General features: G+C 68.8%; 28 protein-coding genes. 6 read left to right on the top strand and 22 right to left on the bottom strand.

Going from position 1 to position 26,564, the window contains the following annotated elements:
- Positions 1-2: 2 nt before the first annotated feature.
- Positions 3-1,172, bottom strand: a complete 1,170-nt coding sequence (locus UYS_RS0209860; protein ID WP_016855339.1) for an isovaleryl-CoA dehydrogenase — start codon at positions 1,170-1,172, stop codon at positions 3-5.
- A 307-nt stretch (positions 1,173-1,479) separates the two neighbouring features.
- A complete protein-coding gene (locus tag UYS_RS0209855) occupies positions 1,480-3,420 on the bottom strand; it encodes a sigma-54-dependent Fis family transcriptional regulator (RefSeq protein WP_016855338.1) in 1,941 nt (646 codons plus the stop codon).
- A gap of 385 nt (positions 3,421-3,805) precedes the next feature.
- On the opposite strand from UYS_RS0209855, the gene UYS_RS0209850 reads away from it, so the two are divergent.
- Complete coding sequence (locus tag UYS_RS0209850) at positions 3,806-5,602, top strand: NAD(P)/FAD-dependent oxidoreductase (protein WP_016855337.1); 1,797 nt, start codon at positions 3,806-3,808, stop codon at positions 5,600-5,602.
- A 75-nt stretch (positions 5,603-5,677) separates the two neighbouring features.
- Here the strand turns inward: UYS_RS0209850 and UYS_RS0209845 are convergent, their stop codons facing one another.
- From UYS_RS0209845 to UYS_RS18825, 4 genes are all read right to left on the bottom strand, one after another.
- Positions 5,678-6,499, bottom strand: coding sequence for an SDR family NAD(P)-dependent oxidoreductase (locus tag UYS_RS0209845; RefSeq protein ID WP_016855336.1), 822 nt, complete (start codon positions 6,497-6,499; stop codon positions 5,678-5,680).
- Positions 6,496-6,930, bottom strand: a complete 435-nt coding sequence (locus tag UYS_RS17235) for an LLM class oxidoreductase (RefSeq protein WP_016855335.1) — start codon at positions 6,928-6,930, stop codon at positions 6,496-6,498. The genes UYS_RS0209845 and UYS_RS17235 overlap by 4 nt, the downstream gene beginning before the upstream one ends.
- A 68-nt stretch (positions 6,931-6,998) precedes the next feature.
- Positions 6,999-7,325: a zinc-binding dehydrogenase gene (locus tag UYS_RS18830; RefSeq protein WP_237738449.1), complete on the bottom strand. Its 327-nt coding sequence runs from the start codon at positions 7,323-7,325 to the stop codon at positions 6,999-7,001.
- Complete coding sequence (locus tag UYS_RS18825; RefSeq protein ID WP_237738448.1) at positions 7,280-7,897, bottom strand: alcohol dehydrogenase catalytic domain-containing protein; 618 nt, start codon at positions 7,895-7,897, stop codon at positions 7,280-7,282. The genes UYS_RS18830 and UYS_RS18825 overlap by 46 nt, the downstream gene beginning before the upstream one ends.
- Positions 7,898-8,086: 189 nt before the next feature.
- Between UYS_RS18825 and UYS_RS19065 the strand changes: the two genes are divergently transcribed.
- From UYS_RS19065 to UYS_RS0209820, 3 genes are all read left to right on the top strand, one after another.
- Positions 8,087-8,338 carry a helix-turn-helix domain-containing protein gene (locus UYS_RS19065; RefSeq protein ID WP_420319336.1) on the top strand — a complete coding sequence of 84 codons (252 nt, stop codon included), beginning with the start codon at positions 8,087-8,089 and terminating at the stop codon, positions 8,336-8,338.
- A gap of 340 nt (positions 8,339-8,678) precedes the next feature.
- Entirely contained in the window at positions 8,679-8,963 is a 285-nt protein-coding gene (locus UYS_RS0209825; RefSeq protein ID WP_016855334.1) for a hypothetical protein, read from the top strand.
- A 100-nt stretch (positions 8,964-9,063) separates the two neighbouring features.
- On the top strand, positions 9,064-9,348 hold the full coding sequence (locus UYS_RS0209820; RefSeq protein ID WP_016855333.1) for a hypothetical protein: 285 nt from the start codon (positions 9,064-9,066) through the stop codon (positions 9,346-9,348).
- A gap of 102 nt (positions 9,349-9,450) precedes the next feature.
- Here the strand turns inward: UYS_RS0209820 and UYS_RS0209815 are convergent, their stop codons facing one another.
- The 6 genes from UYS_RS0209815 to UYS_RS0209790 all read right to left on the bottom strand — a co-directional run bounded on the left by UYS_RS0209815 (position 9,451) and on the right by UYS_RS0209790 (position 15,999).
- Positions 9,451-10,416: an XdhC family protein gene (locus UYS_RS0209815; RefSeq protein WP_016855332.1), complete on the bottom strand. Its 966-nt coding sequence runs from the start codon at positions 10,414-10,416 to the stop codon at positions 9,451-9,453.
- 2 nt (positions 10,417-10,418) lie between these two features.
- Positions 10,419-12,674 carry a xanthine dehydrogenase family protein molybdopterin-binding subunit gene (locus tag UYS_RS0209810; RefSeq protein ID WP_016855331.1) on the bottom strand — a complete coding sequence of 752 codons (2,256 nt, stop codon included), beginning with the start codon at positions 12,672-12,674 and terminating at the stop codon, positions 10,419-10,421.
- Positions 12,674-13,144 (bottom strand): (2Fe-2S)-binding protein, encoded by a 471-nt coding sequence (locus UYS_RS0209805; RefSeq protein WP_016855330.1) that lies wholly within the window; start codon positions 13,142-13,144, stop codon positions 12,674-12,676. The genes UYS_RS0209810 and UYS_RS0209805 overlap by 1 nt, the downstream gene beginning before the upstream one ends.
- 41 nt (positions 13,145-13,185) lie before the next feature.
- A complete protein-coding gene (locus UYS_RS0209800) occupies positions 13,186-13,812 on the bottom strand; it encodes a nucleotidyltransferase family protein (RefSeq protein ID WP_016855329.1) in 627 nt (208 codons plus the stop codon).
- Entirely contained in the window at positions 13,809-14,807 is a 999-nt protein-coding gene (locus UYS_RS0209795; protein WP_016855328.1) for an NADP-dependent oxidoreductase, read from the bottom strand. The genes UYS_RS0209800 and UYS_RS0209795 overlap by 4 nt, the downstream gene beginning before the upstream one ends.
- A gap of 139 nt (positions 14,808-14,946) precedes the next feature.
- Positions 14,947-15,999, bottom strand: coding sequence for an NAD(P)-dependent alcohol dehydrogenase (locus tag UYS_RS0209790; RefSeq protein ID WP_016855327.1), 1,053 nt, complete (start codon positions 15,997-15,999; stop codon positions 14,947-14,949).
- A 359-nt stretch (positions 16,000-16,358) separates the two neighbouring features.
- Here UYS_RS0209790 and UYS_RS0209785 point away from each other — a divergent pair, with 359 nt between their 5' ends.
- The gene (locus UYS_RS0209785) at positions 16,359-17,255 is read left to right on the top strand and encodes an AraC family transcriptional regulator (RefSeq protein ID WP_016855326.1); all 897 of its coding nucleotides are present in this window, start codon (positions 16,359-16,361) and stop codon (positions 17,253-17,255) included.
- 224 nt (positions 17,256-17,479) lie between these two features.
- Here UYS_RS0209785 and UYS_RS0209780 read toward each other — a convergent pair whose 3' ends face one another.
- Positions 17,480-18,364, bottom strand: coding sequence for a LysR substrate-binding domain-containing protein (locus tag UYS_RS0209780; RefSeq protein ID WP_026068464.1), 885 nt, complete (start codon positions 18,362-18,364; stop codon positions 17,480-17,482).
- A gap of 89 nt (positions 18,365-18,453) precedes the next feature.
- Here UYS_RS0209780 and UYS_RS0209775 point away from each other — a divergent pair, with 89 nt between their 5' ends.
- Entirely contained in the window at positions 18,454-19,569 is a 1,116-nt protein-coding gene (locus UYS_RS0209775) for a DMT family transporter (RefSeq protein WP_237738447.1), read from the top strand.
- A gap of 16 nt (positions 19,570-19,585) precedes the next feature.
- Here the strand turns inward: UYS_RS0209775 and UYS_RS0209770 are convergent, their stop codons facing one another.
- The 9 genes from UYS_RS0209770 to UYS_RS0209730 form a co-directional block, all read right to left on the bottom strand.
- A complete protein-coding gene (locus tag UYS_RS0209770) occupies positions 19,586-19,867 on the bottom strand; it encodes a DUF503 domain-containing protein (protein ID WP_016855323.1) in 282 nt (93 codons plus the stop codon).
- Between the two features lie 376 nt (positions 19,868-20,243).
- A complete protein-coding gene (locus UYS_RS18495) occupies positions 20,244-20,573 on the bottom strand; it encodes a hypothetical protein (protein WP_156821592.1) in 330 nt (109 codons plus the stop codon).
- A gap of 210 nt (positions 20,574-20,783) precedes the next feature.
- Positions 20,784-21,404, bottom strand: coding sequence for an SCO family protein (locus tag UYS_RS0209760; RefSeq protein ID WP_051008819.1), 621 nt, complete (start codon positions 21,402-21,404; stop codon positions 20,784-20,786).
- 30 nt (positions 21,405-21,434) lie between these two features.
- On the bottom strand, positions 21,435-21,902 hold the full coding sequence (locus tag UYS_RS0209755; RefSeq protein ID WP_016855320.1) for a copper chaperone PCu(A)C: 468 nt from the start codon (positions 21,900-21,902) through the stop codon (positions 21,435-21,437).
- Between the two features lie 34 nt (positions 21,903-21,936).
- Positions 21,937-22,275, bottom strand: coding sequence for a hypothetical protein (locus UYS_RS0209750; RefSeq protein WP_016855319.1), 339 nt, complete (start codon positions 22,273-22,275; stop codon positions 21,937-21,939).
- 72 nt (positions 22,276-22,347) lie between these two features.
- Positions 22,348-23,451, bottom strand: a complete 1,104-nt coding sequence (locus UYS_RS0209745) for a patatin-like phospholipase family protein (RefSeq protein WP_016855318.1) — start codon at positions 23,449-23,451, stop codon at positions 22,348-22,350.
- A gap of 194 nt (positions 23,452-23,645) precedes the next feature.
- A complete protein-coding gene (locus UYS_RS0209740; RefSeq protein WP_016855317.1) occupies positions 23,646-24,134 on the bottom strand; it encodes a LabA-like NYN domain-containing protein in 489 nt (162 codons plus the stop codon).
- An 81-nt stretch (positions 24,135-24,215) separates the two neighbouring features.
- Entirely contained in the window at positions 24,216-25,268 is a 1,053-nt protein-coding gene (locus UYS_RS0209735; RefSeq protein ID WP_016855316.1) for a proline racemase family protein, read from the bottom strand.
- The gene (locus UYS_RS0209730; protein ID WP_016855315.1) at positions 25,265-26,440 is read right to left on the bottom strand and encodes a zinc-binding dehydrogenase; all 1,176 of its coding nucleotides are present in this window, start codon (positions 26,438-26,440) and stop codon (positions 25,265-25,267) included. The genes UYS_RS0209735 and UYS_RS0209730 overlap by 4 nt, the downstream gene beginning before the upstream one ends.
- Between the last annotated feature and the right edge of the window lie 124 nt (positions 26,441-26,564).

The raw sequence follows: 26,564 nt of genomic DNA, 5'->3' as shown, positions 1-26,564 counted from the left end.
CCTCAAGCGGATTCGTTGAAGACCTCGCGGCCGATCAGCATGCGGCGAATCTCGCTGGTGCCGGCGCCGATCTCGTAGAGCTTGGCGTCGCGCAGCAGCCGGCCGGTGGGGTATTCGTTGATGTAGCCGTTGCCGCCGAGCAGCTGGATGGCGTCCAGCGCCACCTGGGTGGCCTTCTCGGCGCAGTAGAGGATCACGCCGGCGGCGTCCTTGCGTGAGGTGTGGCCCCGGTCGCAGGCGCCGGCCACGGCGTAGAGATAGGCGCGGCAGGCATTCAGGGTGGTGAGCATGTCGGCCACCTTGCCCTGGACCAGCTGGAACTCGCCGATGGCCTGGTCGAACTGCCTGCGCTCGTGGATATAGGGCACCACCACGTCCATGGCGGCCTGCATGATGCCGATGGGGCCGGCGGCCAGCACGGTGCGCTCGAAGTCGAGCCCGCTCATCAGCACCCGCGCGCCCTTGTTGACCTCGCCGAGCACGTTCTCGGCCGGCACCTCGCAGCCCTGGAACACCAGCTCGCAGGTGTTGGAGCCGCGCATGCCGAGCTTGTCGAGCTTCTGGGCGGTGGAGAAGCCGGGCATGTCCTTCTCGATGATGAAGGCGGTGATGCCCTTGGAGCCGGCGTCGGGATCGGTCTTGGCGTAGACCACCAGCACGTCGGCGTCGGGGCCGTTGGTGATCCACATCTTGTTGCCGTCGAGGATGAAGCGGTCGCCCTCCTGGCGGGCGCGCAGCTTCATGGACACCACGTCGGAGCCGGCACCCGGCTCGGACATGGCCAGCGCCCCCACGTGCTCGCCGCTGATCAGCCTCGGCAGGTACTTCGCCTTCTGGGAGGCCGAGCCGTTGAGCTTGAGCTGGTTCACGCACAGGTTGGAGTGGGCCCCGTAGGAGAGCCCCACCGAGGCGCTGGCCCGGGAGATCTCCTCCATGGCGATGCAGTGGGCGAGATAGCCCATGCCGGCGCCGCCGTCCTCCTCGGGCACGGTGATGCCGAGCAGGCCCATGTCGCCGAACTTCCGCCACAGGTCGGCTGGGAAGGCGTTGTTCGCGTCGATCTCGGCGGCGCGCGGGGCGATCTCGTCGCGGGCGAAGGCGTTGACGTGATCGCGCAGCATGTTGAGCTCGTCGTCGAGGCCGAAGTCGAGGGGGGTATAGGGGGCGTGCATGGCGGCGATCTCCGTTCGTTGTGTGTCGGTCCGGGAGCGTTCGAGTGCTCGGCTGTTCTGGTCCAGCCTAGGATTGGTTGACGTTAACGTAAAGTGCAGCCTTTGGGGCCTAGACCAAGGTCGTGATCGTGCAGGATGACGATAGTGAAGGGCCGTGATCGAGAAGAGCCCTGCCTTGAGCATAGAAGCCGGACGGCATCAGGAAGAACCGGAGTGAAGGGCGGCGAGGGGGCGGAGTGAGTTAGCGCAGTGAGTCGGCGCAAGCGGGAGGCGGCGGAAGCAGGGGAGCATCCGCCGCCCTGGTGCCCTACGAGACGGGCCGGTGATTGGGCGCCACCAGGCCGTGGCGACGCATGCGGCGGTAGACGGTGGGGCGCGAGACGCCGAGCTGGCGGGCGACCTGGCTGATGTTCCAGGCCGAACGCCTGAGCAGCTCGAGCAGCGCCTGGCCGTCCGCCGAGGGCGCGGCAGATGCCGAGCTGGGTGCCGAGCCAAGCGACGCCGGTGCCGTGAGGGTGGTGGGCCCGGCGGCGCCGTGGCAGGCCTCGGGCAGGTCGTGAAGGGTGATCTCGTCGCCCTCCGCGGTGGCCATGGCGAAGGCCAGCGCGTTTCTGAGCTGGCGGATATTGCCCGGCCAGTCGTGGGCCAGCAGCGCGCTCATGGCGTCGGCGCGCAAATGGTGTGACTGGCCGCGTTCGGCCTGGAGCTCGTCGTGGACGCGGCGAATCACGTAGTGCCGGTCGGCGCGCTCGCGCAGCGCGGGCAGGCGCAGTTCGGCGCCGTTGAGGCGGTAGTAGAGGTCCTCGCGGAAGTCGCCGGCACGGATCAGCTCGGTCACGTCGCGGTGGGTGGCGGTGACCACGCGGATGTCGACCCTGACCGGCGTCTCGGCGCCCAGCGGCATCACCTCGCGCTCGGCCAGCACGCGCAGCAGGCGGGTCTGCAGCGTCAGCGGCATGTCGCCGATCTCGTCGAGGAACAGGGTGCCGCCGTCGGCCTGCTGGATCAGCCCGCGCATGCCCTTGGGCCGCCCCCCGGTGAAGGCGCCGGGCAGATAGCCGAACAGCTCGCTCTCGATCAGCGCTTCGGGAATGGCCGCGCAGTTCACCGCCACGAAGGGCGCCTGGGCCCGCGGCCCGCTGTCGTGCAGGGCGCGGGCCAGCACCTCCTTGCCGGTGCCCGTCTCGCCGCGGATCAGCACGCTCACGGTCTCGTTGCGCAGCCGCCGGGCCAGCTTGAGCAGGCGGTGCATCGCGGGATCGTCGGCGGCGAGCCGGTCCAGCGCCGGCACCGAGGCATCGCGCGGGGCCGTGGTGGTGGCCTTCGGCGGGCGGCCGCGGGGCTCGAGCAGGGTGACGAAGCAGGTCGCGTCGTTGGCCCGGGCGCGAAACGCGCGGATCTGATCCTCGCCCGCGGCCGGAATGCCCAAGAGGTCGCCGAGCTCGGCGTCGAACAGCTGGGTGGCGCCGGGCAGGCAGGCCGCCGACCAGGGCGGCCAGCGGCGCAGGTGGGCGTCGATCAGGGCGCGGCCCTCGTGATTGGCGGCGATCAGGCTGCCGTCCTCCTGTATGGCGATCAGCCCGCGGCCGTTCAGGTGCACGAATTCCCGGGCGCTGTCGAAGCGCAGGATCAGGCTGTCCCGGTAGCGGTGCAGGAAGTAGGCGTCCTCGATCATCCGCGCGTGCAGGTTGACCAGCGATAGGGCGAAGGTCTGGCTCTCCTGGGCGCGCGGCGACTGCAGGGCGGAGATGTCCAGCACCGCCATCACCCGGCCCTGGGGATCGGTGATCGGCGCCGCCGTGCAGGTCAGGTCGATGTGGGTGGCGTCGAAGTGCTCGCCCTGGTGGCAGGTGATGGCCTGGCCGTCGTGCAGGCAGGTGCCCACCGCACAGGTGCCGGCGTGGCGTTCGTCCCAGTCGGCGCCCAGGTAGAGCCCGGCACGGCGCAGGGCCCGGTCCTGCTCGGACTGGCCGCGAAAGGCCACGGTGATGCCGCGCCGGTCGGTGAGCAGCAGCGCGTAGCCGAGCCGGGCGACCTGGCCGTAGAGGCGATCGACCCCGGCGCGGGCCACGTGCAGCAGCTCGTCCACCGATTCCTGGTGGTCGCGCAGCGCCTGCTGGGTGAGCACGCGCACCGGGCGCGGGTGGCAGGGGTCGAGCCGATACTCGCCCAGACAGCGCTGCCAGGAGCGGCGAATGACGTCGCGGTGTTCGGCAGGGCCGGCGTCTTGGCCTTCGCCCAGCCGCATCAGGGTCCGGATGTGCTGGCGTTTCTCGGGTTGCAGAGCCAAGGCGGCCTCCGCTCGGGCCGCCTGATGGCGGCTCTTGTGATGTTGTTGTGATGTGTCGATGCGCTCCGTTCAGCCTATGCCGCTGGGCGCGGGCGTCAATCGGCGCGGGCTTCGCCCTTGGTCGGGGGTGACAGGTGTAACGCGGGCTGTCACGGCGTACGGGGTACAGCTGTGACATCGCGCCGTGCACTGGCGTGTCGATCCGGCGCGTGATGGTTGAGCTTTTATCTTTTTTATCAGTGCCTTGCTATCTATACATGACGATCTGGCACGAATGCTGCCAGTGACTGGGGGCGTGACCCGATAACGATCACACATCACCAATAACAAGCGGAGAGACGCCATGACCGCACGCACGCCCACTCAGATCGCCCGGCAATGGCTCGATGACTTCGATGCCGCCCTGACGCGCCGCGATATCGCGCGAGTCCTCTCGCTGTTCGGCGAGGAATGCTACTGGCGCGACCTGGTCGCCTTCACCTGGAACCTCAAGACGCTGGAAGGCCCGGACGAGATCCAGTCGATGCTCGATGCGACGCTGGATCGCGTCGCGCCCTCGAACTGGCAGCTGGACGGCGAGGCCAGTGAGGCCGGTGGCGTCGTCGAGGCCTGGTTCACCTTCGAGACCGCCGAGGCGCGGGGCAAGGGCCTGCTGCGCCTGAAGGACGGCCGCTGCTGGACGCTGCTGACCGTCATGAGCGAGCTCAGGGACTTCCCCGAGCCCAGCGGCCTCAAGCGTCCCATGGGCGCCGAACACGGCGCCAACAAGGCACGCGAGACCTGGCTGGAGGCCCGCCAGCGCGAGGAGGCCGAGCTCGGCTACGAGCGTCAGCCCTACTGCGTGATCATCGGCGGCGGTCAGGGCGGCATCGGCCTGGCGGCGCGCCTGCGGCAGATGAACGTGCCGACCATCGTGATCGAGAAGAATCCGCGGGCGGGGGACTCCTGGCGCAACCGCTACAAGTCGCTGTGCCTGCACGATCCGGTCTGGTACGACCACATGCCCTACCTTCCCTTCCCGGACAACTGGCCGGTGTTCGCGCCGAAGGACAAGGTCGGCGACTGGCTGGAGATGTACACCAAGGTGATGGAGCTCAACTACTGGAACTCCACCGAGTGCGAGAGCGCGCGCTTCGACGAGGCCAGCGGCGAGTGGGTGGTCGAGGTCAATCGCGACGGCGAGCGCGTGACCCTGCGGCCGAAGCAGCTGGTGCTGGCCACCGGCATGTCCGGCATGCCCAACGTGCCGCAGTTCCCCGGTGCCGAGACCTTCGAGGGCGAGCAGCAGCACTCCAGCCAGCACCCGGGGCCGGATGCCTATCGCGGCAAGAGGGTCGTGGTGGTGGGCGCCAACAACTCCGCCCACGACATCTGCGCGGCGCTGTGGGAGCACGACGCCGACGTGACCATGTTGCAGCGTTCCTCCACCCACGTGGTGAAGTCCGACTCGCTGATGGAAGAGGCGCTGGGGCCGCTGTACTCCGAGCAGGCGCTGCAGAACGGCATCGACCATCACAAGGCCGACCTGATCTTCGCCTCGATTCCCTACAAGGTGCTGCCGGACTTCCAGCGTCCGGCCTTCGATGCCATCCGCGAGCGCGACGCCGACTTCTATCGCCGGCTCGAGGCGGCCGGCTTCCTGCTCGACTTCGGCGCCGACGACTCGGGGCTGTTCCTGAAGTACCTGCGTCGCGGCTCCGGCTACTACATCGACGTGGGCGCCTGCGAGCTGGTGGCCAACGGCGACATCAAGCTGCGCAGCGACGTGAGCATCGAGCGCATCAACCCGCACTCGGTGACCCTGACCGACGGCTCGGAGCTGCCCGCGGACCTGATCGTCTACGCCACTGGCTACGGCTCGATGAACGGCTGGGCGGCCCGGATCATTTCCCAGGACGTCGCCGACAAGGTCGGCAAGTGCTGGGGACTCGGTTCCGACACGCCCAAGGACCCGGGGCCCTGGGAGGGCGAGCTACGCAACATGTGGAAGCCAACCCAGCAGCAGGCGCTGTGGTTCCACGGCGGCAACCTGCATCAGTCCCGCCACTACTCCCACTACCTGGCGCTGCAGCTCAAGGCCCGTCAGGAGGGCATTCCGACGCCCGTCTATGGCCTGCAGGAGGTCAATCACCTGAGTTGATCCGGCTCGCACTCAGCGGCAGCCCATGACGCGCCGGCCCGCTCCGTTTCGCCACGGAGCGGGCCGCGCGCCCTGTCATTCGCTGGCCGGCCTGGGCGTGCAGCCCGTCATGCCGTCGATGGTCGCCACGACCCTCATGCATGTCTCGGCGTTCAGTGCATCGGCATGGGGCGATGCGAAGCGCTTGGCGTCGTTGTCGAAGTATCGCCCATTGGCCTTCGAGAACTCGGCGTCGAGCGCTGCACGGACCAGGATGTCCGCGCCGATCTGGAGGTCGTTGCCCGCGACACCGAAGCCCTCTTTCACCATCTTGCTGTCGAGCAGGGAGCCCGGGTTGACGGCGATGATGGCCGGGGCCTGGTCGTTCAGCGTCATGGCCAGGTGGCGCGACCACATGGTGAGGGCCAGCTTGCTCTGAGCGTAGGCGGAGAAGGCATCGTCCAGCCGTCTCCGGCCGGCGAGGGCGTCGATGTCCACCGGGGCCTGGGCGGCGGAGGAGAGGTTGATCACTCTCGCGCCCGTTTCCATCAGCGGCAGCAGCCGTCGGGTCAGCAGGTAGGGGGCGATGGTGTTGACGGCGAAGCGCACATCGAGCCCATCGGCCGTGAGAGGATCGGTAACCCGGAAGACCCCGGCGTTGTTGATCAGGACATCGAGCCTTGCGTGTCGACTCGCGACCGCCTCTGCCAGGGCCTCGACGTCCGCCAGGCGGGAGAGATCCGCCACGTAGCCCTCCACGTTCGGGCGTTCCGTCGCGGCGGACAGACGCGCCTGCGTGGCTCGAAGCTTCTCGGGGTTCCGGCCGTGGATCAGCACCCGGTGGCCCTGTCGGACGAGCCTCTCGGCCGTGGCCAGGCCGATGCCGTCGGTCGATCCCGTCATGAGAATGGTCTTCACGGTCGTGTCTCTCCTTGGGGGGAAAAGGCGGGCAGGATATCGTCGGCAAGACGATAGAGGGTGTCGTCGATATCCGCTCGGTTGAAGCGCAGGTTCAATGCGACATGGTTGACCCCGATGGCCTCGAGCGTCTCCAGGTAGTGGCGAAGGGCGCGTACGCCCCCGCGCAGCCCGAGGTGGATCGGCTCGGGGGCCGCATCAGGATCGGGACTCAGGTCGATGTAGAGTGGTTGCATCGCCGGTCGCACGCCCCTGCCCAGAGCCCGAGTGTGAGCGCGCCAGTCGTCCAGGATGCGCGCCTGTGTCTCGAGCGCTCGCGGATAGAGCATCCAGCCATCGCCATGGCCGGCGATCCACTCCGGGCTCTGCTGGCTGCCGCCCGTCACGATCAGCGGCAGCCGGCCCGATGCCGGTTTCGGCAGCATGTCCATGGTGCCCTCGAGGCGCCCGTGGCGATTTGTCGCGATGGCCGGGGGCACGCCCACCGGCAGGTGGCGACTCAGATCTCCACCACGACCTTGCCGGTCGCCTGGCCGCTGGCGAGGCGGGCATGGGCCTCGCCGACCCGGTCCAGCGGGTAGCGCGGCGAATCCAGTAGCGGCTTGAGGCCACCGGCGTCGACGATCGCGGCGAGCTCGCCGAGGATGCGGCCGTGGGTCTCGCGCTGGTGGTCGTGCAGCATGGGGATCAGCATGAACACCACGTGCAGCGAGAGTCCCTTGAAGTGCGCGGCGTTGAGATCCAGTTCGAGCATCGACACGGTCGTGGCGACCTGGCCGTTCAGCGCCGCGGCCTCGAAGGAGTTGGCCAGGTTGGCGCCGCCCACCGAGTCGAAGACGATGTCGAAGCCGGCGCCGCCGGTGTGCCCGGCGACATAGTCGCCACGGGCTGCGCCCTGTAGTCGATCGACCGGGCACCCAGCGTCTCGACCAGCGCATGATGCTCATCGCGTCCGACGGTGGCCGAGACGCGCCCACCGAAATGACGGGCGAGCTGCACGGCGACATGGCCCACGCCGCCTGCGCCCCCGTGCACCAGCACCGTCTTGCCCTGGCCGATGCCGGCGCGCATCAGCCCCTCGTAGGCGGTGATGCCGACCAGCGGCAGCGCCGCGGCCTCCGCCATGCTCAGGGTGGCGGGCTTGTGGGCGATCAGGCGGGCATCGGCCGCCATGTACTCGGCCAGAGCCCCGGGCAGGTCGGCCAGGCCACCGGCGCAGCCGTACACCTCGTCGCCTACCGTGAAACCGCCGACGCCTTCTCCCACGGCTTCCACCGTGCCGGCGAAGTCCATGCCCAGCAGGGCGGGTGTCGCGGGGGAGAGGGGCAGCTCGGGCCCCATCTGGCGGATCATGGTGTCGACGGTGTTGACGCTGGTGGCGGCGACGCGCACCAGCACCTGACCGGGGCCGCCTGGGGCGTGGGCAGCTCGGCGGGCTCGAAGACCTCGGGACCACCAAACTCGTGGATCAGCATCGCTTTCATGGGGGAAACGTCCTCTCGTTGGATCACCGAGAGAAGAGTAATTGCGGTGCTCATGGTTTATAACCCAGGGTGATTCACAATCACTTTTTTGATTTTGTTGAAAGTGGGCGATGAATCACGGCCATCTCAAGCTCTTCCTCGGCCTCGCCTCGACCCACCACATCCGTCGCGCGGGGCGGAAAGTCGGGGCTCACCCGCGCTGGCCAGTGCCCGGATCCGCAAGTGGGAGGACACCCTGGGAGTGCGGCTGGCGCATCGAACGACGCGCGCCGTGTCCCTGACGGAGGACGTCATGGCGTTCTCCGGGCACGCCCTCGAGGCCTCGGCACAGGGCGGCGCCGATGCCAGTCGCTGATGCCCCTTCTCGCACAAGGTAGCGAGAGGGTGATGGGCTCCGGCGCCTGGTCGATCGTCGCCCTTAAGCCTCTGACCCGATCCTTCCGCCGGCGCTCCTGCGCAGGCAGGGCGGGAGGCGTGGTCCGCTCGGTGCCGGTCTTATTCTGCCGCTCTTTCCTCCCTTCGCTGTGACGCGTCCGAGCTGGCTCGGCGCGTGGAGACGCCATTCCTTTCTATAAATTCGAAAATATATTTCGAATTAAGCCGCTTTTGTTCGTAATAGTCGGAATTTAAGCTGACTAACAACTAGTCAGACAGCAAAGCTCTTCACACGAATGCCGATTCACAGGAGATCCCACATGAACACCAAGCTGACCCTTTCCGCGCTGTTGATCGCCGCACTGCCGCTGGCCGCCCAGGCCGATGACAACGCCACCCAGCGCGCCCTGAAGCTGAACCAGCAGCCGATTGCCGCCCAGAGCCAGCAGGCGCCGTCCGTGACGTTCGAGGCCGAGCAAGTCAACGGCGACAGCCAGGCCATGCAAGAGGCCCGCGCCAAGCAGCTGAGCCGCAGCCGCAGCATCGAGACGCGCTTCGAGGTTTCCGGCGACGAGCTGGCGCCGGCCAAGCGGGCCACCACCTGAGAGGTCCTGACCCAGACAAGGCCCTTTCCCGAGATAGCGCCGGGGCGGGCCTGACTGACTCCACCCGACACGCGTTTAACACTATGGAGGAGACGCATCCATGAATACTAAGCTGACCCTTTCCGCCCTGCTGATTGCCGCACTGCCGCTGGCCGCCCAGGCCGGTGACAACGCCACCCAGCGCGCCCTGCAGCTGAACCAGCAGCCGGTCGCCGCCCCGAGCCAGCAGGCGCCGTCCGTGACGTTCGAGGCCGAGCGGGTCAACGGCGACAGCCAGGCCATGCAAGAGGCCCGCGCCGAACAGCTGAGCCGCAGCCGCAGCATCGAGACCCACTTCGAGGGCTCCGGCGACGAGCTGGCGCCGGCCAGGCGCGCCACGACGTAAGCGGGCCACCAGCGCAAGACCGCTCGATCCGCGCCGGAACGAACAAGGCCCCGCCAAGCGGGGCCTCGTTCGTTGATGAGCGCTCGTTCGCGTGAGTGGCTGTCACTTGCCGCGCATCACCCGCACGATGTCGCTCACCGTCGCCAGAGCGATCTCGGCCGGTGTCTTGCTGCCGAGATCCAGTCCGATCGGCATGTGGATGCGTGCGAGGGACGCCTCGTCGATGCCGCCGCTGCGCCTGAGGCGCTCGGTGCGTTTCTCCGAAGTGCGCCGGGAGCCCATGACGCCGATGTAGAAGGCCTCGCCGCGCACGGCCTCGAGCATGGTCAGGTCGTCCAGGCGCGGGTCGTGGGTGACGGCGACCACCGCCGTCATGCGGTGCGCCCCCTCGCGGCGCAGGAACTCGCTCGGCAGCTCGCGGTGGCCGTGGGCGCCGCCGAGCTCGATGCCTTCCCAGGCCTCGGGACGCGGATCGCACACTATCACCTCGAAGCCCAGCGCCAGGCCGAACTGCACGCAGAACTGGCTGACCGGCGAGAGGCCGGCGACCAGCAGCCGCGCGGCGGGGCCGACATGAAGGCGCACCGCCTGCTCGTCGCGGACCACCCCCGGCCCCATGGCCGCCGCCACCTGCCAGTGGCTCTCGCCGTCGTCGAGGGCCACGCGGCGCTCCAGCAGCTGGCCGCCCTGCAGCGCCTCGGCGTAGGCCTCGAGCTCGTCGGCCACCGAGGCGGCGCCGGCCGGCCAGTGCTCGATCAGCACCTCGAGCCGCCCCTCGCAGGGCAGGCTCACCCGGCTGCCGTGCAGCGCATCGGCACCGTCGCCGTAGGCGATGACCTGGGCCGGCGCGCGGAAGTCGCCCGCCGCGAGCCGCTCCAGGAAATCCTCCTCCACGCAGCCGCCGGACAGCGAGCCCACATGGCGGCCGTCGGCCCGGGCGACCAGCAGGGCGCCCGGTTCGCGCGGCGCCGAGCCGAAGGTCGAGAGCACCGTGCACCACCAGAGGTCATGCCCCTCGGCGTGCCAGCGCCGGGCGGCCTCGACCACCTCCACGTCCAGTGCGCGCATGGTCAGCCCCTGAGCTGGTTGGCGATCGGCAGCCGACGAATGCGCTGGCCGGTGGCGGCGAAGATGGCGTTGGTCACCGCCGGTGCCAGCGGCGGCACGCCGGGCTCGCCGACCCCGGTGGGCGCCTCGGCGGAGGGCACGATATGCACCTCGATCTCGGGCATCTCGTTCAAGCGCAGCACCTGGAAGTCATGGAAGTTCGACTGCTGCACCTGGCCGTCGTCGAGGGTCAGCTCGCTGTGCAGCGCCGCCGCCAGGGCGAAGCCGATGCCGCCTTCCATCTGGGCGCGGATCACGTCCGGGTTGATCGCCAGGCCGCAGTCCACCGCGCACACCACCCGGTCGACCTTGAGCCGGCCGTCGGCGTCGACCGAGACCTCGGCGACCTGGGCGACGTAGCTGGCGAAGGACTCGTGGACGGCGATGCCGCGGCCCCGCTTCACACCTTCGGCGCCGCCTTCCAGCGGCGTCGACCAGCCGGCCTTCTCGGCCGCCAGATCGAGCACGCCCTGCCAGCGTGGATGCTGATCGAGACGCTCGCGCCGGTACTGGTAGGGGTCACGGCCCGCCGCCACGGCGGCCTCGTCGATCAGGCTCTCGGTGGAGAAGCCGGTGTGGGTGTGGCCCACGGAACGCCACCACTGCACCGGCACGCCGATCTCCTTGGGCGTGTGCAGCTCGACGCTGAGTGACGGCACGCCGTAGGCCAGGTCGGCGACGCCCTCGACGGAGGTGGCGTCGATGCCGTCCTTGACCATCGCCGACTCCATGGCGGTGCCGGTGAGGATCGACTGGCCGACCAGGCGCTGGTGCCAGGCGGTCAGGTTGCCGTCGGCGTCCAGGGCGAGGCGGGCGCGGTGATAGTTGAACGGGCGATAGTGGCCGCCGCGGGTGTCGTCCTCGCGGGTCCAGACCATCTTGATCGGCGCGGCCTGGCCCTGGTCGCGGGCGGCCTTGGCGATGGCCGCGGCCTCCAGCACGTAGTCGCTGATCGGGTTAGCGCGACGGCCGAAGCTGCCGCCGGCGAACAGCTGCTGGATGCGCACCTGCTCCGGCGGCAGGTCGAGCAGCTTGGCCACTGCCTGCTGGTCGAGGGTCTGCCACTGCTCGCCGTTGAGGATGTTGACGTGATCGTCCTGCAGGTCGACCACGCAGTTGAGCGGCTCCATGGCGGCGTGGGCCAGATAGGGCACCACGTAGTCGGCCTCGATGACCTGGGCGGCTTCGTCCAGCGCGGCGGCGGCGTCGCCTCGGTCGGTGACCGTGTCGCCGGGTCGGCCGGCGCGCTCGCGGTAGTCGGCCTCCATCGCCTCGCTGCTCATGGTGAAGGCCTGGCTGTCGTCCCACTCGAGGGCCAGGGCGTCACGGCCCTTGATGGCGGCCCAGGTGTTGGTGGCCAGCACCGCGACCAGGTCGCCGTCGCGGGTCGGGGAGGGGAAGCGCACGCTGGCCACCACGCCCGGCACCTCGAGCGCCTCGGCGTCGTCGACGCCGGTCAGCCGGCTGCCGAAGCGTGCCGGGTGTGCCGGCACGGCGATCAGCATGCCGTCGAGCTGCACGTCCTGGGTGAAGCGGGCGCTGCCGTCGGTCTTGGCCGGGCTGTCCTGGCGCATCAGCCGCTGCTTGCCGATCAGCGTGAACCGTTCGGGCGACTTCAGCGTGACCTCGTCGGGCACCGGCTGGTCGGCGGCGGCCTCGGCCAGTTCGCCGAAGCCGAGCTCGCGCCCGGAGGCCTCGTGGATGACCCTGCCCCGGTGGACGCCGAGGCTGCCCGGTGAGACATCGAGCCGCTCGGCGGCGGCGGCCACCAGCATGGCCCGGGCCTTGGCGCCGGCCTGGCGCATCTGCTCGAAGGAGTTGGCGATGGAGGTGCTGCCGCCGGTGCCCTGGATGCCGAACGCGAGGTTCTGGTAGCGCTGGGTGTTGGCCGGGGCGCCCTCGACGCGCACCGAGGCCCAGTCGGCGTCGAGTTCCTCGGCGACCAGGGTGGCGAGCCCGGTGTAGGTGCCCTGGCCCATCTCGATGTGCTTGGCGATCACCACCACCTCGCCTTCCGGCGTCACGCGCACGAAGGCGTTGGGCGCGAACTCCCCGTTGTCGCCGGCGGCCCGGGCGCGGCTATCGCGGCCCAGCAGCGGGGCGATGTAGAGGCCCAGGGCGAGCCCGGCGGAGCCCTTCATGAAGCCGCGGCGGCTGACGTTGACCGTCGACAGGGCGGCCGCGGCGCGTGACTGGGCGTGCTGCTTCAAGACGTGCATCAGGACACCTCCTGGCCGAGGGAGGCCGCGGCCTCTTGGATGGCGTCGCGAATGCGAACATAGGTGGCGCAGCGGCAGAGGTTGCCGCTCATGGCGCCGTCGATGGCGCTGTCGTCCGGCTCGGGGTTGCCCTGCAGCAGGGCGGTCGCCGACATGATCTGGCCGGACTGGCAGTAGCCGCACTGGACCACGTCGAGCTCGCGCCAGGCCTTCTGCACGCTGGCCCCGGTCGGGTCGTCGCCGATGGCCTCGATGGTGGTGATCTCGCGATCGCCCACCGCAGCAATCGGCGTGATGCAGCTGCGGCTGGCCTGGCCGTCCAGGTGCACGGTACAGGCGCCGCACAGGCCGCGGCCGCAGCCGTACTTGGTGCCGGTGAAGCCGACCAGATCGCGGATCGCCCACAGCAGGGGCATGTCGGCCGGGGCATCCACCTCGTGGGTCTGCCCGTTGATGGTGAGGGTCGTCACGGTCGTTCTCCTGTTATCGTTCTTGGTGCTTGCGCATCCGGTCAGTCTAGTCGCCGCCCTCGCGGGACAGGGCGGCGAGACAGGGCGGCGAGGTCGTCGGCCACGTCGATATCGAGATGGATGCCGGGATCGTCGATCTCGAGCTCATGGCAGCGAGCGCGGTGGCGGCCGACGACGCGTCGCGCGCCTTCGTCGCCGCCGAGGGCGGCAAGCTCCGCCCAGAAGTCGCGGCCGAACAGCACCGGATGGCCCGTTCGGCCGGCGTGCCGGGGGCGGACGATGCGTCCGGGGGCGGCTCGATCGCGCAGTGCCTCGAGCGTCGCGGGGGCGATGTTCGGCATGTCGCCGAGCAGCACCGCCGCGGCGGGCGCCTCGGCCAGGGCGGGATCGGCGGCCAGCGCGGCGAAGGCATCGGCCAGGCTGGCGCCCAGGCCGTCCGCGGCACGGGGCGCGCGCAGGATCGGCGTGTCGGCGGGCAGGCCCAGGGCGACGGGCTCGTCGTCCTCGCGCAGCACCACCCGCAGACGCGAAAAGGCCGCCGACGCCGTGGAAAGCGTGGCGGCCAGCAGCGTCCGGCCCGATGGCAGCCGGGCCAGGCGCTTGTCCGCGGCGCCGAAGCGTCGGGAGGCGCCGGCGGCCAGGATCACCGCCACCGGCGCCTGGCTCATAGCCGAACCAGCATCTTGCCGCGATTGCCGCCTTCGAACAGCTGCAGGAAGGCATCCGGCGTCTGCTCCAGGCCTTCCACCACGGTCTCTTCATAGTCGAGCCGGCCGGCGGCCACCTGGGGGCCGACTTCCTCGAGGAACTCGGGGTAGTGCGCCCAGTGATCGAAGACGATGAAGCCTTCCATGCGGGCGCGGCGGATCAGGATCATCGCCAGGTTGCCCGGCCCGGCGCTCGGGCCTTCGGCGTTGTAGCGGGAGATCATGCCGCACACCGCGATGCGCGCGCCGACCCTCAGGGTGTTGAGCGCCGCCTCGAGGCAGGTGCCGCCGACGTTCTCGTAGTAGACGTCGAAGCCCTCGGGGCAGGCCTCGTTGAGGGCCGCGGTGAGCTGGGCGGTGTCCTTGCCCTTGTAGCTGACGGCCTTGACGCCATGCGCCTCGAGCCAGTCGAGCTTGTCCTGGGTGCCGGCGATGCCGACCACGGTGCCGCCCTTGGCCTTGGCCAGCTGGACGGCCAGCGAGCCCACCGCGCCGGCGGCGCCGCTGACCAGCACGTTGTCGCCTTCCTTCATCTCGGCGATGCGATTCAGGCCGGCCCAGGCGGTCATCCCCGGCATGCCCAGCACGCCCAGGTAGGCCTGTTCCGGCACGTCGAAGGCGGGCAGGCGTTCGACCCGCTCGGCGGGCAGCTGGGCGACGTCGCGCCAGCCGCCCATGTGACGGACCTTGGTGCCTGTCGGGAAGGCCTCGGCGCGGGACTCGATGATCTCGCCGATGGCCGCGCCTTCCAGCGGGGCACCCAGCGTGAAGGGCTCGATGTAGGTGGCCACGCCGCTCATGCGGCCGCGCATGTAGGGGTCCACGGACAGCCAGGTGTTGCGCACCCGGACCTCGCCTTCGGCCAGCGCCGGCAGCTCGGCGCTTTCCAGCGCGAACAGCTCGCGTTCCGGTGTGCCTTCGGGATGGGCGTGGATGGTGACGTAGCGTGACTGCATGTCGTGCTCTCCTGGTGGAGGGTGGCGAGAGTGGTGCGGTTCAAAGCCTACGCCATGGCGGCGATCGTCGGCCAGCGCGCCACGGCCCCGACGACGCCGGCCGCCCACAAGGACGGCCGGCGGTCGGGGCGGTCGAGACTCAGTCCTTGAGCGAGGCCATGTCGATGACGAAGCGGTAGCGGACGTCACCCTTCTGCATGCGGTCGAAGGCGGTGTTGATGTCCTGCATGTCGATCATCTCGACGTCGCAGCGGATATCGTGCTCGGCGCAGAAGTCGAGCAGCTCCTGTGTCTCCTCGATGCCGCCGATCAGCGAGCCGGCCAGCACGCGGCGCTTGAACACCAGGTTGAAGGCCTGAATCGCCGGCTCGATGGGCTCGAGCAGGCCGACCATGATGTGGGTGCCGTCGTACTTCAGGGCGCCCAGGTAGGGGTTCAGATCGTGCTGCACCGGCACGGTGTCGAGCATGAAGTCGTAGGTCTCGGCGACCGCGGCCATCTGCTCCTCGTCGCTGGAGACGACCACGTGATGGGCGCCGTGGCGACGGGCTTCCTCGATCTTGGCTTCGGAGCGGGTGAACACGGTGACCTCGGCGCCGAGCGCCTTGGCCAGCTTGACGCCCATGTGGCCGAGGCCGCCCATGCCGATCACGCCGACCTTGTCACCGGCCTTCACGCCGTAGTGCTTGAGCGGCGAATAGGTGGTGATGCCGGCGCACAGGATCGGCGCGGCGGAGGCCAGGTCGATGCCCTCCGGCATGCGCAGCACGAAGTGCTCGCTGACCACGATCTGGTCGGAGTAGCCGCCTTGGGTGAAGGTGCCGTCCTGACGGTCATCGCCGCCGTAGGTCATGGTGAAGCCTTCGAGGCAGTACTGTTCGACGCCGTCCTCGCAGGGCTTGCAGTGGCGGCAGGAGTCGACCATGCAGCCCACGCCGACGATATCGCCGACCTGGAACTTGCTGACTTCGCCGCCCACGGCGGTGACGCGGCCGACGATCTCGTGGCCGGGCACCACGGGGTAGCGGCTCATGCCCCAGTCATCGCGGGCGAAGTGCAGGTCGCTGTGGCAGACGCCGCTGTAGAGGATCTCGATGGCGACGTCGTCCGCGCGCGGCTCGCGGCGTTCGAAGGTGAACGGCGCCAAGGGCTTGTCGGCGGAAAAGGCAGCGTACGCTTTGGTCTCGCTCATGATGGTTCTTCCTTTCAATGAGGGTGTTCTGACCGACGGGGTGGGCCGCCATCAGGATAGGACGAGTGACATTATGGGAACTGGGACGGCGGTGATGGACCGATGTTCCTCCGGCGTTTTTGCTCGTTTCTCCGAAGGAACGCATTCCAGGCGCGTTGGCGGCGTGAAATATCGTCATGATCGGCCGAACGTGACGCCCCGTTGCCGATGAAGCGCATTATGCGCCGGTACCAGAGCGTTGAGGACCGCTGATTCTCTGTCGTTTTTGCCAATTTCTTCAGTCTGGGGCACCATGACGACAGAAATATCGCCTGAATCATCCCAATCGTGTGGCCGTGGCCGCATCAAAGGCTCCGTCAATGCCCGTCTCCCATGCCCATGAGTGCCCGCTGATCGGCCTGATCGCGCCACTGGTCGAGCGCGACGGCTTTTCGCCGACCACGCTGCCGTCGGTCTCGCTGATGGCCTCGCATCGGCCCATCCTGCGCACGCCGCTGATGTACGAACCTAGCCTGATCATCATCACCCAGGGCCATAAGATTGGCTATCTCGGCGACCGCGAGATCCATTACGGCCCCGGCCAGTACCTGGTGCAGTCGCTGCCGCTGCCCTTCGAATGCGAGACCCATGCCTCGGCCGAGTCGCCGCTGCTGGGCGTGTCGATTCGCCTCGATCCGGCGCTGCTCGGTGAGCTGGTGACGGCCATGGGCGAGCGCAGCGCCGACGAGGCCTCGCCGGTGCCGATGGATTCCGTCTCGATGACCGATGGCATGAGCGAGGCGGTGCTACGGCTGTTGCGGACCCTGCATGATCCCGCCGAGGCCGCCGCCATGGGGCCGCTGCGCGTGCGTGACGTGGTGTTCGAGGCGCTGCGCGGCGAGCAGGGCCCGGCGCTGCGGGCGCTGGTGCACCACCAGGGGCACTATTCGCGGATCGTGCAGGTGCTGTCCTGGTTGCACGGCCACTTCGCCGAGGAGGTCTCGGTGGAGGCACTGGCCCGCCAGGCCAGCATGAGCCCCTCGACCTTCCATCAGCACTTCAAGCAGGTGGCTCAGGCCTCGCCGCTGCAGTATCTGAAGCGGCTGCGGTTGATCAAGGCGCAGCAGCTGCTGGTGCAGGAAGCCAGTCACGTCAACCAGGCCGCCGAGGCGGTAGGCTATCGCAGCGTGTCGCAGTTCAGCCGCGAGTATAAGCGCTGTTTCGGCACTGCGCCGCTGCAGCATCGCAAGGAAGAGCGAGCGCTGCAGGCGTCGTGAGAACCCGCGAGCGGGAAACGTCATCAGGGGGCGCCACGGCGCCCCCTGCGTTTTGTGCATCACGCCGTTTCCGCGCGCTCAGTGGTTGACGCGCTTCTGCCGGGCGGCCAGCGGGAGCACGGCATGGGTGCGGCGGATGACGTCGACGGCATCGGACGCCGATCGTCGGCGGCAGGCAGGCATCCCTGGCCGAGACGGGGAATCTCGACAGCCGATCCCACTCCTCAGCCGCGATGCCCCAGGCGCGCCCGGATCATCTCGCCCAGCGCCTCCACCGCCGGCCAGGACGTCGCGCTGACGCCGCGCCCGTAGTGCAGCTCGGCATGGCAGTCCGCCAGCCGCGGTAGGCCCTCGGCGTCACCCAGCTCGCGCATGGCCGGCGTCAGTCGGTCCTGCTCCAGGATGCTGACGGCCAGCCCCGCTTCCACGGCGGTCTCCAGCGCGTGGATGCTGGTGCTGGTGAAGACCGCATGCCAGGGGCGACTCTCGGCGTCCAGCGCCTCGATGCCCAGCTGGCGGTAGGGGCAGTCCACCGGATGCAGCGCCAGCGGCAGCGGCGCGTCCGCCGACAGCGACAGATCGCGGGCGCCGGCCCACACCGGAGAGGTGCGCCATAGCCGTTCGCCGCCGCTTAGTCGATGGGGCCGATCCAGCGCCACGATCAGCGACAGATCGCCCCGCTCGAGGCGTCGGACCAGCTGGCCGCTGGTCGCGGTCACCGCTTCCAGCACCACGTCGGGATGCCGGGCCAGGAAGTCTGGCAACAGGCGCCCCACCAGGTGGCTGGCGAAGTCCTCCGGCATGCCGACGCGTACGCGACCGGACAGGCCGCGGCCGCTGATCCTGGCCACCAGGCCGTCGTGGCGGCGCAGCAGTTCGCGGGCCTCGCCAAGCAGCGCGTCGCCGCTGGCGGTGAGCGTCATTCCCCGGGCGCCGCGTATCATCAGCCGGGTGCCGAGGTGCGTCTCGAGGCGCTTGATCTGCATGCTCAGGGCGCCGACGGTGCGATGCCGCTGCTCGGCCGCCGCGGCCAGCGATCCCAGCCGTGCCACCGCCACGAAGCTCCGCAGTGCCTCGAGATCCAGCGTTTGGGTCAAGGCTTCAGTCATGCTGAATGCTCACTCCAATAAGTTTCGATTCCCTGAAAACACTAACCGGCGCAGACTCGCCTCCGCAAGCTCGACGGGAGGTGATCAGGATGCTGGCAACGAGAGAACGCGCAACGCGGTGGCGTGCCCCCAGGCATTTCGGTGGCCTGGCCGTCGGGCTGGGCTTCGTGATCTGCTGGAGCAGTGGCTTCGTGGGCAGTCGCCTGGCCGTGGCCGTCGAGACGCCGGCGCTGTCGCTCTACGCCTGGCGCTTCGCCGTGGCGACCCTGCTGGCCGTCCTGTGGGGGCTGATCGCGAGCCGCTGCCGGCTTTCCCTGTCGCCCCGTGGCCTGGCACATGAGGCGCTGGTGGGCAGCCTCACCATGGGCGGCTATCTGCTGGCCATGCTGCTGGCCGTGGAACACGGCGTCAGCGCCGGCGTGGCGGCCCTGATTGGAGCCCTGCAGCCGCTGGCCGCGACGCTGCTGGCCGGACGCCTGCTGGGTGAACGCCCGCGGGTGGCGCAGTGGCTGGGGCTGAGTGTGGCGACCCTGGGGGCCGGTTTGAGCGTGCTGGATGATCTGCACCGCGTGGGCGGTGCGCCGCTCTGGGCCTACGGTCTGCCGCTGCTGGCGGTGGCCGCGGTGAGCCTCGGCAGCGTGCTGAGCGCCGGACGCCCTCCGGCCTTGCCCATGCCGATGCGGCTGACCGCCCAGCTGATGGCGGCCACGCTGGTCTTCGCCCTGGCCGCCTGGCTGAGCGGCCAAGGGCTGTCGGCCCCGCGGCCGACGATGGACACGCTGGCCGCCCTGGGCTGGCTGATCGTGCTGGCGACCTTCGGCGGCTACGGCTTCTTCAATGCCAGCCTGCAGCGCTTCGGGGTCGGGCAGAGTGCGGCGCTGGTGGCGTTGACGCCGGCCGTGACGCTTGTCGCCACGCTGCTGCTGTTCGGCGCGTGGCCAGGCGTGGCGGGCAGCGTCGGCATGGTCATGGGGCTCGCCGGTGCCCTGGTCGCCCTGGCAAGCGGCCAACGTCGCGGGCGCGGTGCCGGCGGCCATGTCGCCACGGCCCGTCCGGTCGCATCGCGAGCCGCGCGCCGCCGCGTCCGGCCAAATGCCCGTCAGGAAGGCCCGGGTCCGGCGCGTCCGGTGACCCAGTACGAGGGCCGCGCGAGTGGCGCGGCGGCGAACCGACAGACGCGTCCAGACGATCAGCACCGACGCTGAGCAGGCCGCGTTCGGCTTACAGCATCTCGCGGTGTGCTTCGGTGACGCGGCCGTCCACGCCCCGCTGCAGCCTGTCCTCGATCTCGCTGCACAGCGACTCGACCTCCGGCACCGAGGGTCCTGTGACCACGAAGGTCCACTCGCTGGTCGTCAGGCTATCGCGCGCGCCGCTCTCGCAGACCGCCACGGCAGGGTGACGCCCATAGCGCTGGTGTAGCCCGCCCATTCGTTGACGTTTCTGCTTCAGGGAATCGCAGCCGGACAGGGCGAACGTCATGGTCAGGATGCCGATATGCATGGGGAATCCTCGAGAATGGCGCCCGGGCAGGGGCAACACGGTGATGCGCAGAAGCGGGCTCTCGACTCGATTGATGTCTATCGGGCTCGAAGAGATGCTTAAACTGCTTTGACGTGACTTTTAATAGTGCCCATTCATGGTTCGTTGTCTGCTTTGCCATCCGTGCCGAAAGGAACGTGGCGGTAGTCATCGGGGCAGGATTATTCGATCCCGGCAAGTGTCTTACTGCGGGGAATCTTCCCGTGTCGTTTTATGGGTCAAGAGGGCTACCGGAAAAGAGGAAAAGATAGCGCCGCAAGCCTTCATTCATCGATCGACAGCAGGTGGTATCCGCCGAGCCGGGCAAGAGGGGAAGTTGGGTGTGATCGCTTGCTGGCTAGACCCGCTGAATATCGATGACATAGCCGATGATCGGAAAGCCGGCCTTGTTGGCGGCCTTCTCGGCTTCCATCTGGGCCTCGAGCCTGGAGATGCTGGTGGAGTGATACTCGAAGGCGGTGTCCAGTTCCAACTGCTTGGTGCGCACGGCGAGCTTGACGATATGGCCGGTTTTCATCTCGCTGGCGGATGCCTTGGGCGGTTGTGGCTTCTTCGTGGAGGATCGAGTGGCTTTCTGAGGCTTGGCGGGCTGAGATCCGGCTTCGAGAAAGGCGTCGATCTCCTTGTGCATGGATTTTTCGAAATCTTCTAGATCGTCTGTGTTCATCGGGTTCCTTCGTAGTGGCGTATCGGACACGGTGATTCTGCTATATCGGGCAGGGCTTGGCTATCTATCGACCCGGCTCACGCCAGGACGTTCGCCGACCGTCATCTAGCGGGGTCTTCGAGGAGCAACCCTCAGCGGGGGCAGGAAAGGCGCCAGGGAAGGACGCCGGGCGTGAGGCCCGGCGCTCGGGCCGGTGTTGTGCTTCGAGCTTCAGCTCTGGGAGGCGAGGCGTTCGATATCGGCGACGATGTTATCCAGCGGGTCGCTGTCGCGCAGCAGCAGCTGGGCATCGCCCTGCGGGTCGAAGGCGAAGACGGCGCTGGAGTGGGTGACGTCGTAGCGGCCGTCGGCGTCCGGCTCGTCGTAGGAGTAGGTGATGCGGTAGCGGTTGGTCAGCGCATCGATCTGCTCGGTCTCGCCGGTGAGGCCGATGAACTGCGGCCCGAAGGCATCGGCATACTGGCCCATGACCTCGGGCGTGTCGCGCGCCGGGTCCACCGAGACGAACAGCACCTGGACGTCGTCGCGGAGCTCGTCGTCGAGCTGGTGGGTAGCCGCCGAGAGCCGTGCCAGGGTGGTCGGGCAGACGTCCGGACAGTGGGTGTAACCGAAGTAGAGCAGCGTGGTCTTGCCCGCGTAGTCCTCGGCGTGGACCGTCTCGCCGTGTTCATCGACCAGGGTGAAGTCGAGGGGCGGCATGATCTCGGAGACATCGGTGGTACGCCAGTTCTGATCGCTGCAGCCGGCCAGCGTCAGCGCGGCCACCAGCGGCAGGGTCAAGCGAGGAGCAGTCCGGCGTAAAAACGTCTGGCGGGTCAGGGCGGCGGGCATGAAGGCTCTCATGGTTAACGACATCTCGGACTACAAGGAGGCGGGGGACACCACGTCGAAGTTCACCGGCACATGCGGCTGGTCGGCGAACTCCAGCGTGACCTCGAGCTCATCGCCCACGGCGAGCGGCACGGCGCGCTTCATGAACATCAGATGGTAGCCCTTGGGCGCGAATTCGAGGGTGTCCCCCGGAGCGACTTCCAGCTCGGAGACCGCGTGCATGCTCGACATCCCGTCCTCCTGCATCGTCTGGTGCAGCATGACGTGCCCGAAGGCGTCGCTGCCGGCGCCGGTCAGGGTGACGGTCTCCTCGCCGGTGTTGTGCAGGCGGAAATAGCCGGCGGCAGGCAGATCGCCTGGCATCAGCCGCAGGCGGGCATCGCTGACCTCGAGCTCGCTGGCCTGCACGCTGCCGGCGGCCAGGATGGCGGTGAGCAGGCCCAGTGTCAGGCGGTGGGCGGTGCGGGTCAGCCGGTGGTGGCGTGGTGCGCTTGCCATGGTGTCGTCTCTCCGTTCGGGATGCGCCCGGGGATCAGCACACGGCCGACAGGCTGCAGTGCGACTGATAGCGGCGCGAGGTGATGTCCAGGGTCAGGCGGTCGGCGCTGGTATCGTAGAAGAAGGAGGCGTAGCCGTTTTCCGAGTCATCGGTGAGATACAGCCCGCAGACGCCGTAGCCGTACTGGACTTCCTGCAGGTTCTTGAGATCGATCTCGCCGCTGGCGCCGAGCTTGGCGGCCAGGGCCTGGCGGATCTCGTCGTCACGGCCGCTGTCGGACAGCGCCTGGCCGCCGAAGATGAAGGTGGCCAGGGCCAGGATCGCGACCACCGGAATGGCCAGCAGGAAGAGGAAGGGGCGCTTGTGAGTCATGCGGGCGATTCTATGTCGCCCCCCGAAGACAGACAAGCGGGCCGCGGCATTTGGCCGCGGGCCGGCCATGACTCAGGCCCGGCGCTGGGTGTCGGTGTCGGCGCCCTCGGCATCGTCGGGGTAGCGGAGCGGGCCGAAGGTGTCGTCGAACACGGTGTCGAGGTCGAAGGAGGAGTGTTGGCCGAGGGCCTCGAAGTGTTCGTCGAGCCAGCGATCGGCCCAGGCGCGGCCCTGGTCGTGCAGCCGCGAGATGAATTCCCACTCGGCGTTCATCTTGCTCGAGGCGCTGAGTTCCTGGACGTCATGTTCGGCGTGGATCAGGTGCAGTCGCATCGCGCGCACGCGCTCGAGCGCCAGTCCCTCGACGTCGATCAGCCGTTGGAGCAGCTGGATGCTGCGCAGCTCCTTGACCAGGCTCGAGTTGAAGGTGATCTCGTTGACCCGGTTGATGATCTCGCGGGCACCGTCGGGCAGCTTGTTGCGCACCAGCGGATTGACCTGCACCACCACCAGATCGCTGCAGCCGCGGTGGTCGACCAGCGGATAGAGCGCCGGATTGCCGCTGTAGCCGCCGTCCCAGTAGGCCTCGCCGCCGATCTCCACGGCGGGGAACAGGGTGGGCAGGCAGGCCGAGGCCATCAGGGTATCCAGCGTGAGGTGGGGCTGGGTGAAGATCGTGGCCCGGCCGGTGCGCACGTTGGTGGCGTTGACGAACACCTTGATCCTGTCGCAGGCGTTGACCCGTTCGAAGTCGACCTGCTCCTCGACCAGGTCGCGCAGCGGATTGATGCCGAGGGGGTTGAGTCGCGCCGGATCGATCAGCCGGGTGAGCCCCTCCATGAACAGGTAGCCGGGAGAGTGATCGAGACTGTCGTTGCCCACCAGGCGATCCCAGAAGGTGCGGCGCAGCGGCGAGAAGCGCGACAGCCGGCTCACCGCGTGCCAGAAATCGCGCAGCGCCTGGCGGGCGCCGTCGCGGCCGTCGCGCTGCAGGCCGCCGGCAAGCATCACGGCATTCATGGCGCCGGCGCTGGTGCCGCTGATGGCATCGATCTCGAGGCGTTCGTCCTCCAGCAGGCGGTCGAGCACGCCCCAGGTCAGGGCGCCGTGAGAGCCGCCGCCCTGCAGGGCCAGGTCGATGCGCTTGCGCGCTGCCGTCGGGGTATCGTTCGCCATGTCAGTTGCCTCCGCTTTCGCTCGCCATGCTGCGATGCAGTATAGGCGCCCGGGGCGTTGACTGCCGGCGGGTTCCGACAGGAACCCTGTGTTGTCGAGTTGTGCCGTCACATGATGCGGCTTCGTCCACGGCGGGCGCTCTGGTCCCGTCATGACGTGCCATCAATACGACATGGGCCCCGTCACAGGGCCGGCTAGCGCGAGGCGTTCCCCATCAGCAGCGCGCCCTCGACCGGCACGAAGCGGTCGGCCGAGCGGATCAGGGCGTCGGCGGTATAGGCGGGTACGCCGAACACCTCCACCTCGACCCCGAACCGTTGGCGCAGCCTGTCGACCAGCGGCGCGAAGTCGCCGTCGCCGGAGATCAGCACCACCACGTCGGCCTCACCGGCATGGTCGATGGCGTCCAGGGTGATGCCCACGTCCCAGTCGCCCTTGGCCGAGCCGTCGGCGCGCCGGATGAAGGGCTTGAGCCTCACCTCGAAGCCGATGGCGCGGAGGATGTTCTGGAACTGACGCTGTTTCTCGTCGCCGCGGTCGATGGCGTAGGCGAGGGCGTGGCCGACCCGCCGGCCCTCGGTGGCGCGGGCCCAGAGGGCGTTGTAGTCGACGTTGCGGCCGTGGGCCTGGCGGCTGGTGTAGTAGAGGTTCTGGACGTCGAGCAGGATCAGTGCCGTGGGCATGCGGGGTCTCGGTGGGAGAGGTGGGAAGGGCCGGGCCTGCGCCCGGTCAGCCCGGCGCGCCGAAGAACGGCGCGCCGGCGATCAGTCCGCGGCGTCGGACCGCGAGCCGAGGATATGGTATACGCTGCCGTCGCGCACCATGGGATCGTCGGGATTGACGACGATATCGGAGTGCGCCAGCACGAAGGCCTTGCCGGTGATGGTGTTCTCCACCACCGTCTGGCCGCCCTCCTGGCGGGTGCCGGTGAACTGGCCGATGAAGCCGGTCTCGCGCAGCGACACGGTCTCGAGTCGGTCGCCCGGCCGGATGCGGCCCTCGTGATGCATCAGCGCCAGGCGTGCCGAGGTGCCGGTACCGGTGGTGCTGCGGCAGATCACGCCGGGATGCACGTAGGTGGTGGAGCGCGAGCGGTAGAAGCCGTCGGCGACCTCGGTCACCGGGCCCATGAAGTGCAGGAAGGGCAGCGGGCCCACGTCGCCCAGGGTGTAGTGGGTGAAGCCGCGCTCGGCCTGGAGCGCCTCGACGATCTTGTAGGCGCAGTCGGACAGGGCTCGCTCCTCCTCGCGGACCAGCGAGAAACCGAGCTCGGTGGCATCCACCAGGGCGTAGAAGCCGCCGCTGTAGGCCACGCTGTAGGTGACCTCGCCGATGCCCGGGACGTGAATCGTCTCGCGGTAGGTGTCGATGTAGCTCGGCAGTCCCTCGCAGGTGATGGCCTCGACCACGTCGTTCTCGACCAGCGCCTCGATCTGCACGCGCCCGGCGGGCGATTCCAGCAGGAAGTGCTGGCGCCCCTCGCGCTTGGGCACCAGCCCGGCCTCGAGCACCGCGGTGGCGGTGCAGATGGTGTTGGAGCCGGAGTAGATGGGATAGCCCATCACTTCCATGATGATGTAGCCGGCCGCGGCCTCCGGGTCGCTGGGCGGCACGATCAGGTCGACCGACATCTCGGGGATGCCGTAGGGCTCGTCGAGCAGCAGCGTGCGCAGGCCGTCGGCGCTGTCGCGCAGATAGTGCATCTGGTCGCGCACGGTGGCGCCCGGCAGCGGCGTGACGCCGCCGAGCACGATGCGGCTGACGTCGCCGCCGGCGTGGGTGTCCATCAGCCTCAGCGTCAGTTCAGGCTTGCTCATTGTGTTCCCTCGAGGGCGAAGGGCGCGCCGTGTTCGTCCCATTCGGCGTCGGGGACGATCACGATCTTGCCGAGATAGTGGCTGCCGCGATTGACGAAGTAGCGCTCCGCCGCGTGCAGGTCGGAGAGCCTGAAGGCCGCGTGCAGCACCGGCCTGAGCTGGCCGCCACGAATCCATGCCACCAGCTGCTCGGCCTCCTCCCGGGTGCCGTGGGAGACGCCGAAGATCTGTACCTGGTAAAGATAGATGCGGGTCCACATCACTTCGCTGACGTTGCCGCCGCTGGCGCCGGCGATGGACAGCCGCGGGTAGGTCGAGCGGGCCGACATGTCGAAGATCATGGCGTCGATGAAGCGGTCGGTCATCTCGCCGCCCACCAGGTCCATCACCGCATCGAGCGGGGCACCGCCGGTCACGGCCTTCACCCGTTCCTCGAAATCGCTCATGTCGGAGCGGTCGAGCACCGCCTCGGCGCCGAGCTCGATCAGGGCGTCGGCCTTGTCGGGCTGGCTCAGGGCGTAGGGAATGGCGCCGACGACCCGGCACAGCTGGATCAGGGCGGTGCCCACGCCGCCGCTGGCGCCGGTGACGAGCACGCGCTCGCCCGACGTCACGCCGGCCGCCGTCATCATGTGATAGGCGGTCTGATAGGAGCACATGCCCATGGCCGCCAGCTCGGCATCGGCAAGCTCGGCGTTGGGCACAGAGTGGAATTGGTCCGAGGGCACGGCGACGTACTCGGCGAAGCCGCCGTCGGCGCCGTGGCCGTAATAGTCAGGCGTCAGATTGATGTCGCGGCGGGCGTCGGCGTAGAGGTTGAAGTCGAGCAGGCCGCGCTCGCCGAGCCGCGAGGCCTCGACGCCGTCGCCCGTGGCGACCACCCGGCCCACGATGTCGGCGCCCTGGATGCGCGGGAAGGTCAGGGTCGGGGATCCGCCCATGGCGAACGAGGTCACGTCGCCCTGGTCCTTGGTCGGGTAGAGGCCCTCGCGGGCCTTGCGGTCGGTGTTGTTCTTGGCCGTGGCGGTGACCTTGACCAGCACTTCGCCGGCGCCGGGGCGTGGCGTCGGCACGGTCTCGTCATAGACCAGCCGGTCCACGTCGCCGTGGCCGACCAGTCGCATGGCGGCCATGGTGGAAGGGACATTGTCGGGCAGGGACGCAGCGCCCATCGGCTCGCTCCTGTTGTCGGGTGGGTGTTGCGTGACGATAGCAAAGTCGTGGGGGCGCTCCATCCGCGGTTTTTTCCGATTTTGGGCGACGCGATGGGGGATTTTTCGGCGGTGTTCGGGCCTT

Source organism: Halomonas smyrnensis AAD6 (assembly GCF_000265245.1).
In the GTDB taxonomy this organism is placed as follows: Bacteria; Pseudomonadota; Gammaproteobacteria; order Pseudomonadales; family Halomonadaceae; genus Halomonas; species Halomonas smyrnensis.
This window is presented reverse-complemented; position numbering and strand designations above follow the sequence as displayed.

Coding starts and splice junctions, on each gene's coding strand:
- UYS_RS0209860 (WP_016855339.1), bottom strand. CDS start 1,172: ATGCACGCCCCCTATACCCCCCTCGACTTCGGCCTCGACGACGAGCTC.
- UYS_RS0209855 (WP_016855338.1), bottom strand. CDS start 3,420: ATGCGGCTGGGCGAAGGCCAAGACGCCGGCCCTGCCGAACACCGCGAC.
- UYS_RS0209850 (WP_016855337.1), top strand. CDS start 3,806: ATGACCGCACGCACGCCCACTCAGATCGCCCGGCAATGGCTCGATGAC.
- UYS_RS17235 (WP_016855335.1), bottom strand. CDS start 6,930: ATGGACATGCTGCCGAAACCGGCATCGGGCCGGCTGCCGCTGATCGTG.
- UYS_RS0209825 (WP_016855334.1), top strand. CDS start 8,679: ATGAACACCAAGCTGACCCTTTCCGCGCTGTTGATCGCCGCACTGCCG.
- UYS_RS0209820 (WP_016855333.1), top strand. CDS start 9,064: ATGAATACTAAGCTGACCCTTTCCGCCCTGCTGATTGCCGCACTGCCG.
- UYS_RS0209815 (WP_016855332.1), bottom strand. CDS start 10,416: ATGCGCGCACTGGACGTGGAGGTGGTCGAGGCCGCCCGGCGCTGGCAC.
- UYS_RS0209810 (WP_016855331.1), bottom strand. CDS start 12,674: ATGCACGTCTTGAAGCAGCACGCCCAGTCACGCGCCGCGGCCGCCCTG.
- UYS_RS0209800 (WP_016855329.1), bottom strand. CDS start 13,812: ATGAGCCAGGCGCCGGTGGCGGTGATCCTGGCCGCCGGCGCCTCCCGA.
- UYS_RS0209795 (WP_016855328.1), bottom strand. CDS start 14,807: ATGCAGTCACGCTACGTCACCATCCACGCCCATCCCGAAGGCACACCG.
- UYS_RS0209790 (WP_016855327.1), bottom strand. CDS start 15,999: ATGAGCGAGACCAAAGCGTACGCTGCCTTTTCCGCCGACAAGCCCTTG.
- UYS_RS0209785 (WP_016855326.1), top strand. CDS start 16,359: ATGCCCGTCTCCCATGCCCATGAGTGCCCGCTGATCGGCCTGATCGCG.
- UYS_RS0209780 (WP_026068464.1), bottom strand. CDS start 18,364: ATGACTGAAGCCTTGACCCAAACGCTGGATCTCGAGGCACTGCGGAGC.
- UYS_RS0209775 (WP_237738447.1), top strand. CDS start 18,454: ATGCTGGCAACGAGAGAACGCGCAACGCGGTGGCGTGCCCCCAGGCAT.
- UYS_RS0209770 (WP_016855323.1), bottom strand. CDS start 19,867: ATGCATATCGGCATCCTGACCATGACGTTCGCCCTGTCCGGCTGCGAT.
- UYS_RS18495 (WP_156821592.1), bottom strand. CDS start 20,573: ATGAACACAGACGATCTAGAAGATTTCGAAAAATCCATGCACAAGGAG.
- UYS_RS0209760 (WP_051008819.1), bottom strand. CDS start 21,404: ATGCCCGCCGCCCTGACCCGCCAGACGTTTTTACGCCGGACTGCTCCT.
- UYS_RS0209755 (WP_016855320.1), bottom strand. CDS start 21,902: ATGGCAAGCGCACCACGCCACCACCGGCTGACCCGCACCGCCCACCGC.
- UYS_RS0209750 (WP_016855319.1), bottom strand. CDS start 22,275: ATGACTCACAAGCGCCCCTTCCTCTTCCTGCTGGCCATTCCGGTGGTC.
- UYS_RS0209745 (WP_016855318.1), bottom strand. CDS start 23,451: ATGGCGAACGATACCCCGACGGCAGCGCGCAAGCGCATCGACCTGGCC.
- UYS_RS0209740 (WP_016855317.1), bottom strand. CDS start 24,134: ATGCCCACGGCACTGATCCTGCTCGACGTCCAGAACCTCTACTACACC.
- UYS_RS0209735 (WP_016855316.1), bottom strand. CDS start 25,268: ATGAGCAAGCCTGAACTGACGCTGAGGCTGATGGACACCCACGCCGGC.
- UYS_RS0209730 (WP_016855315.1), bottom strand. CDS start 26,440: ATGGGCGCTGCGTCCCTGCCCGACAATGTCCCTTCCACCATGGCCGCC.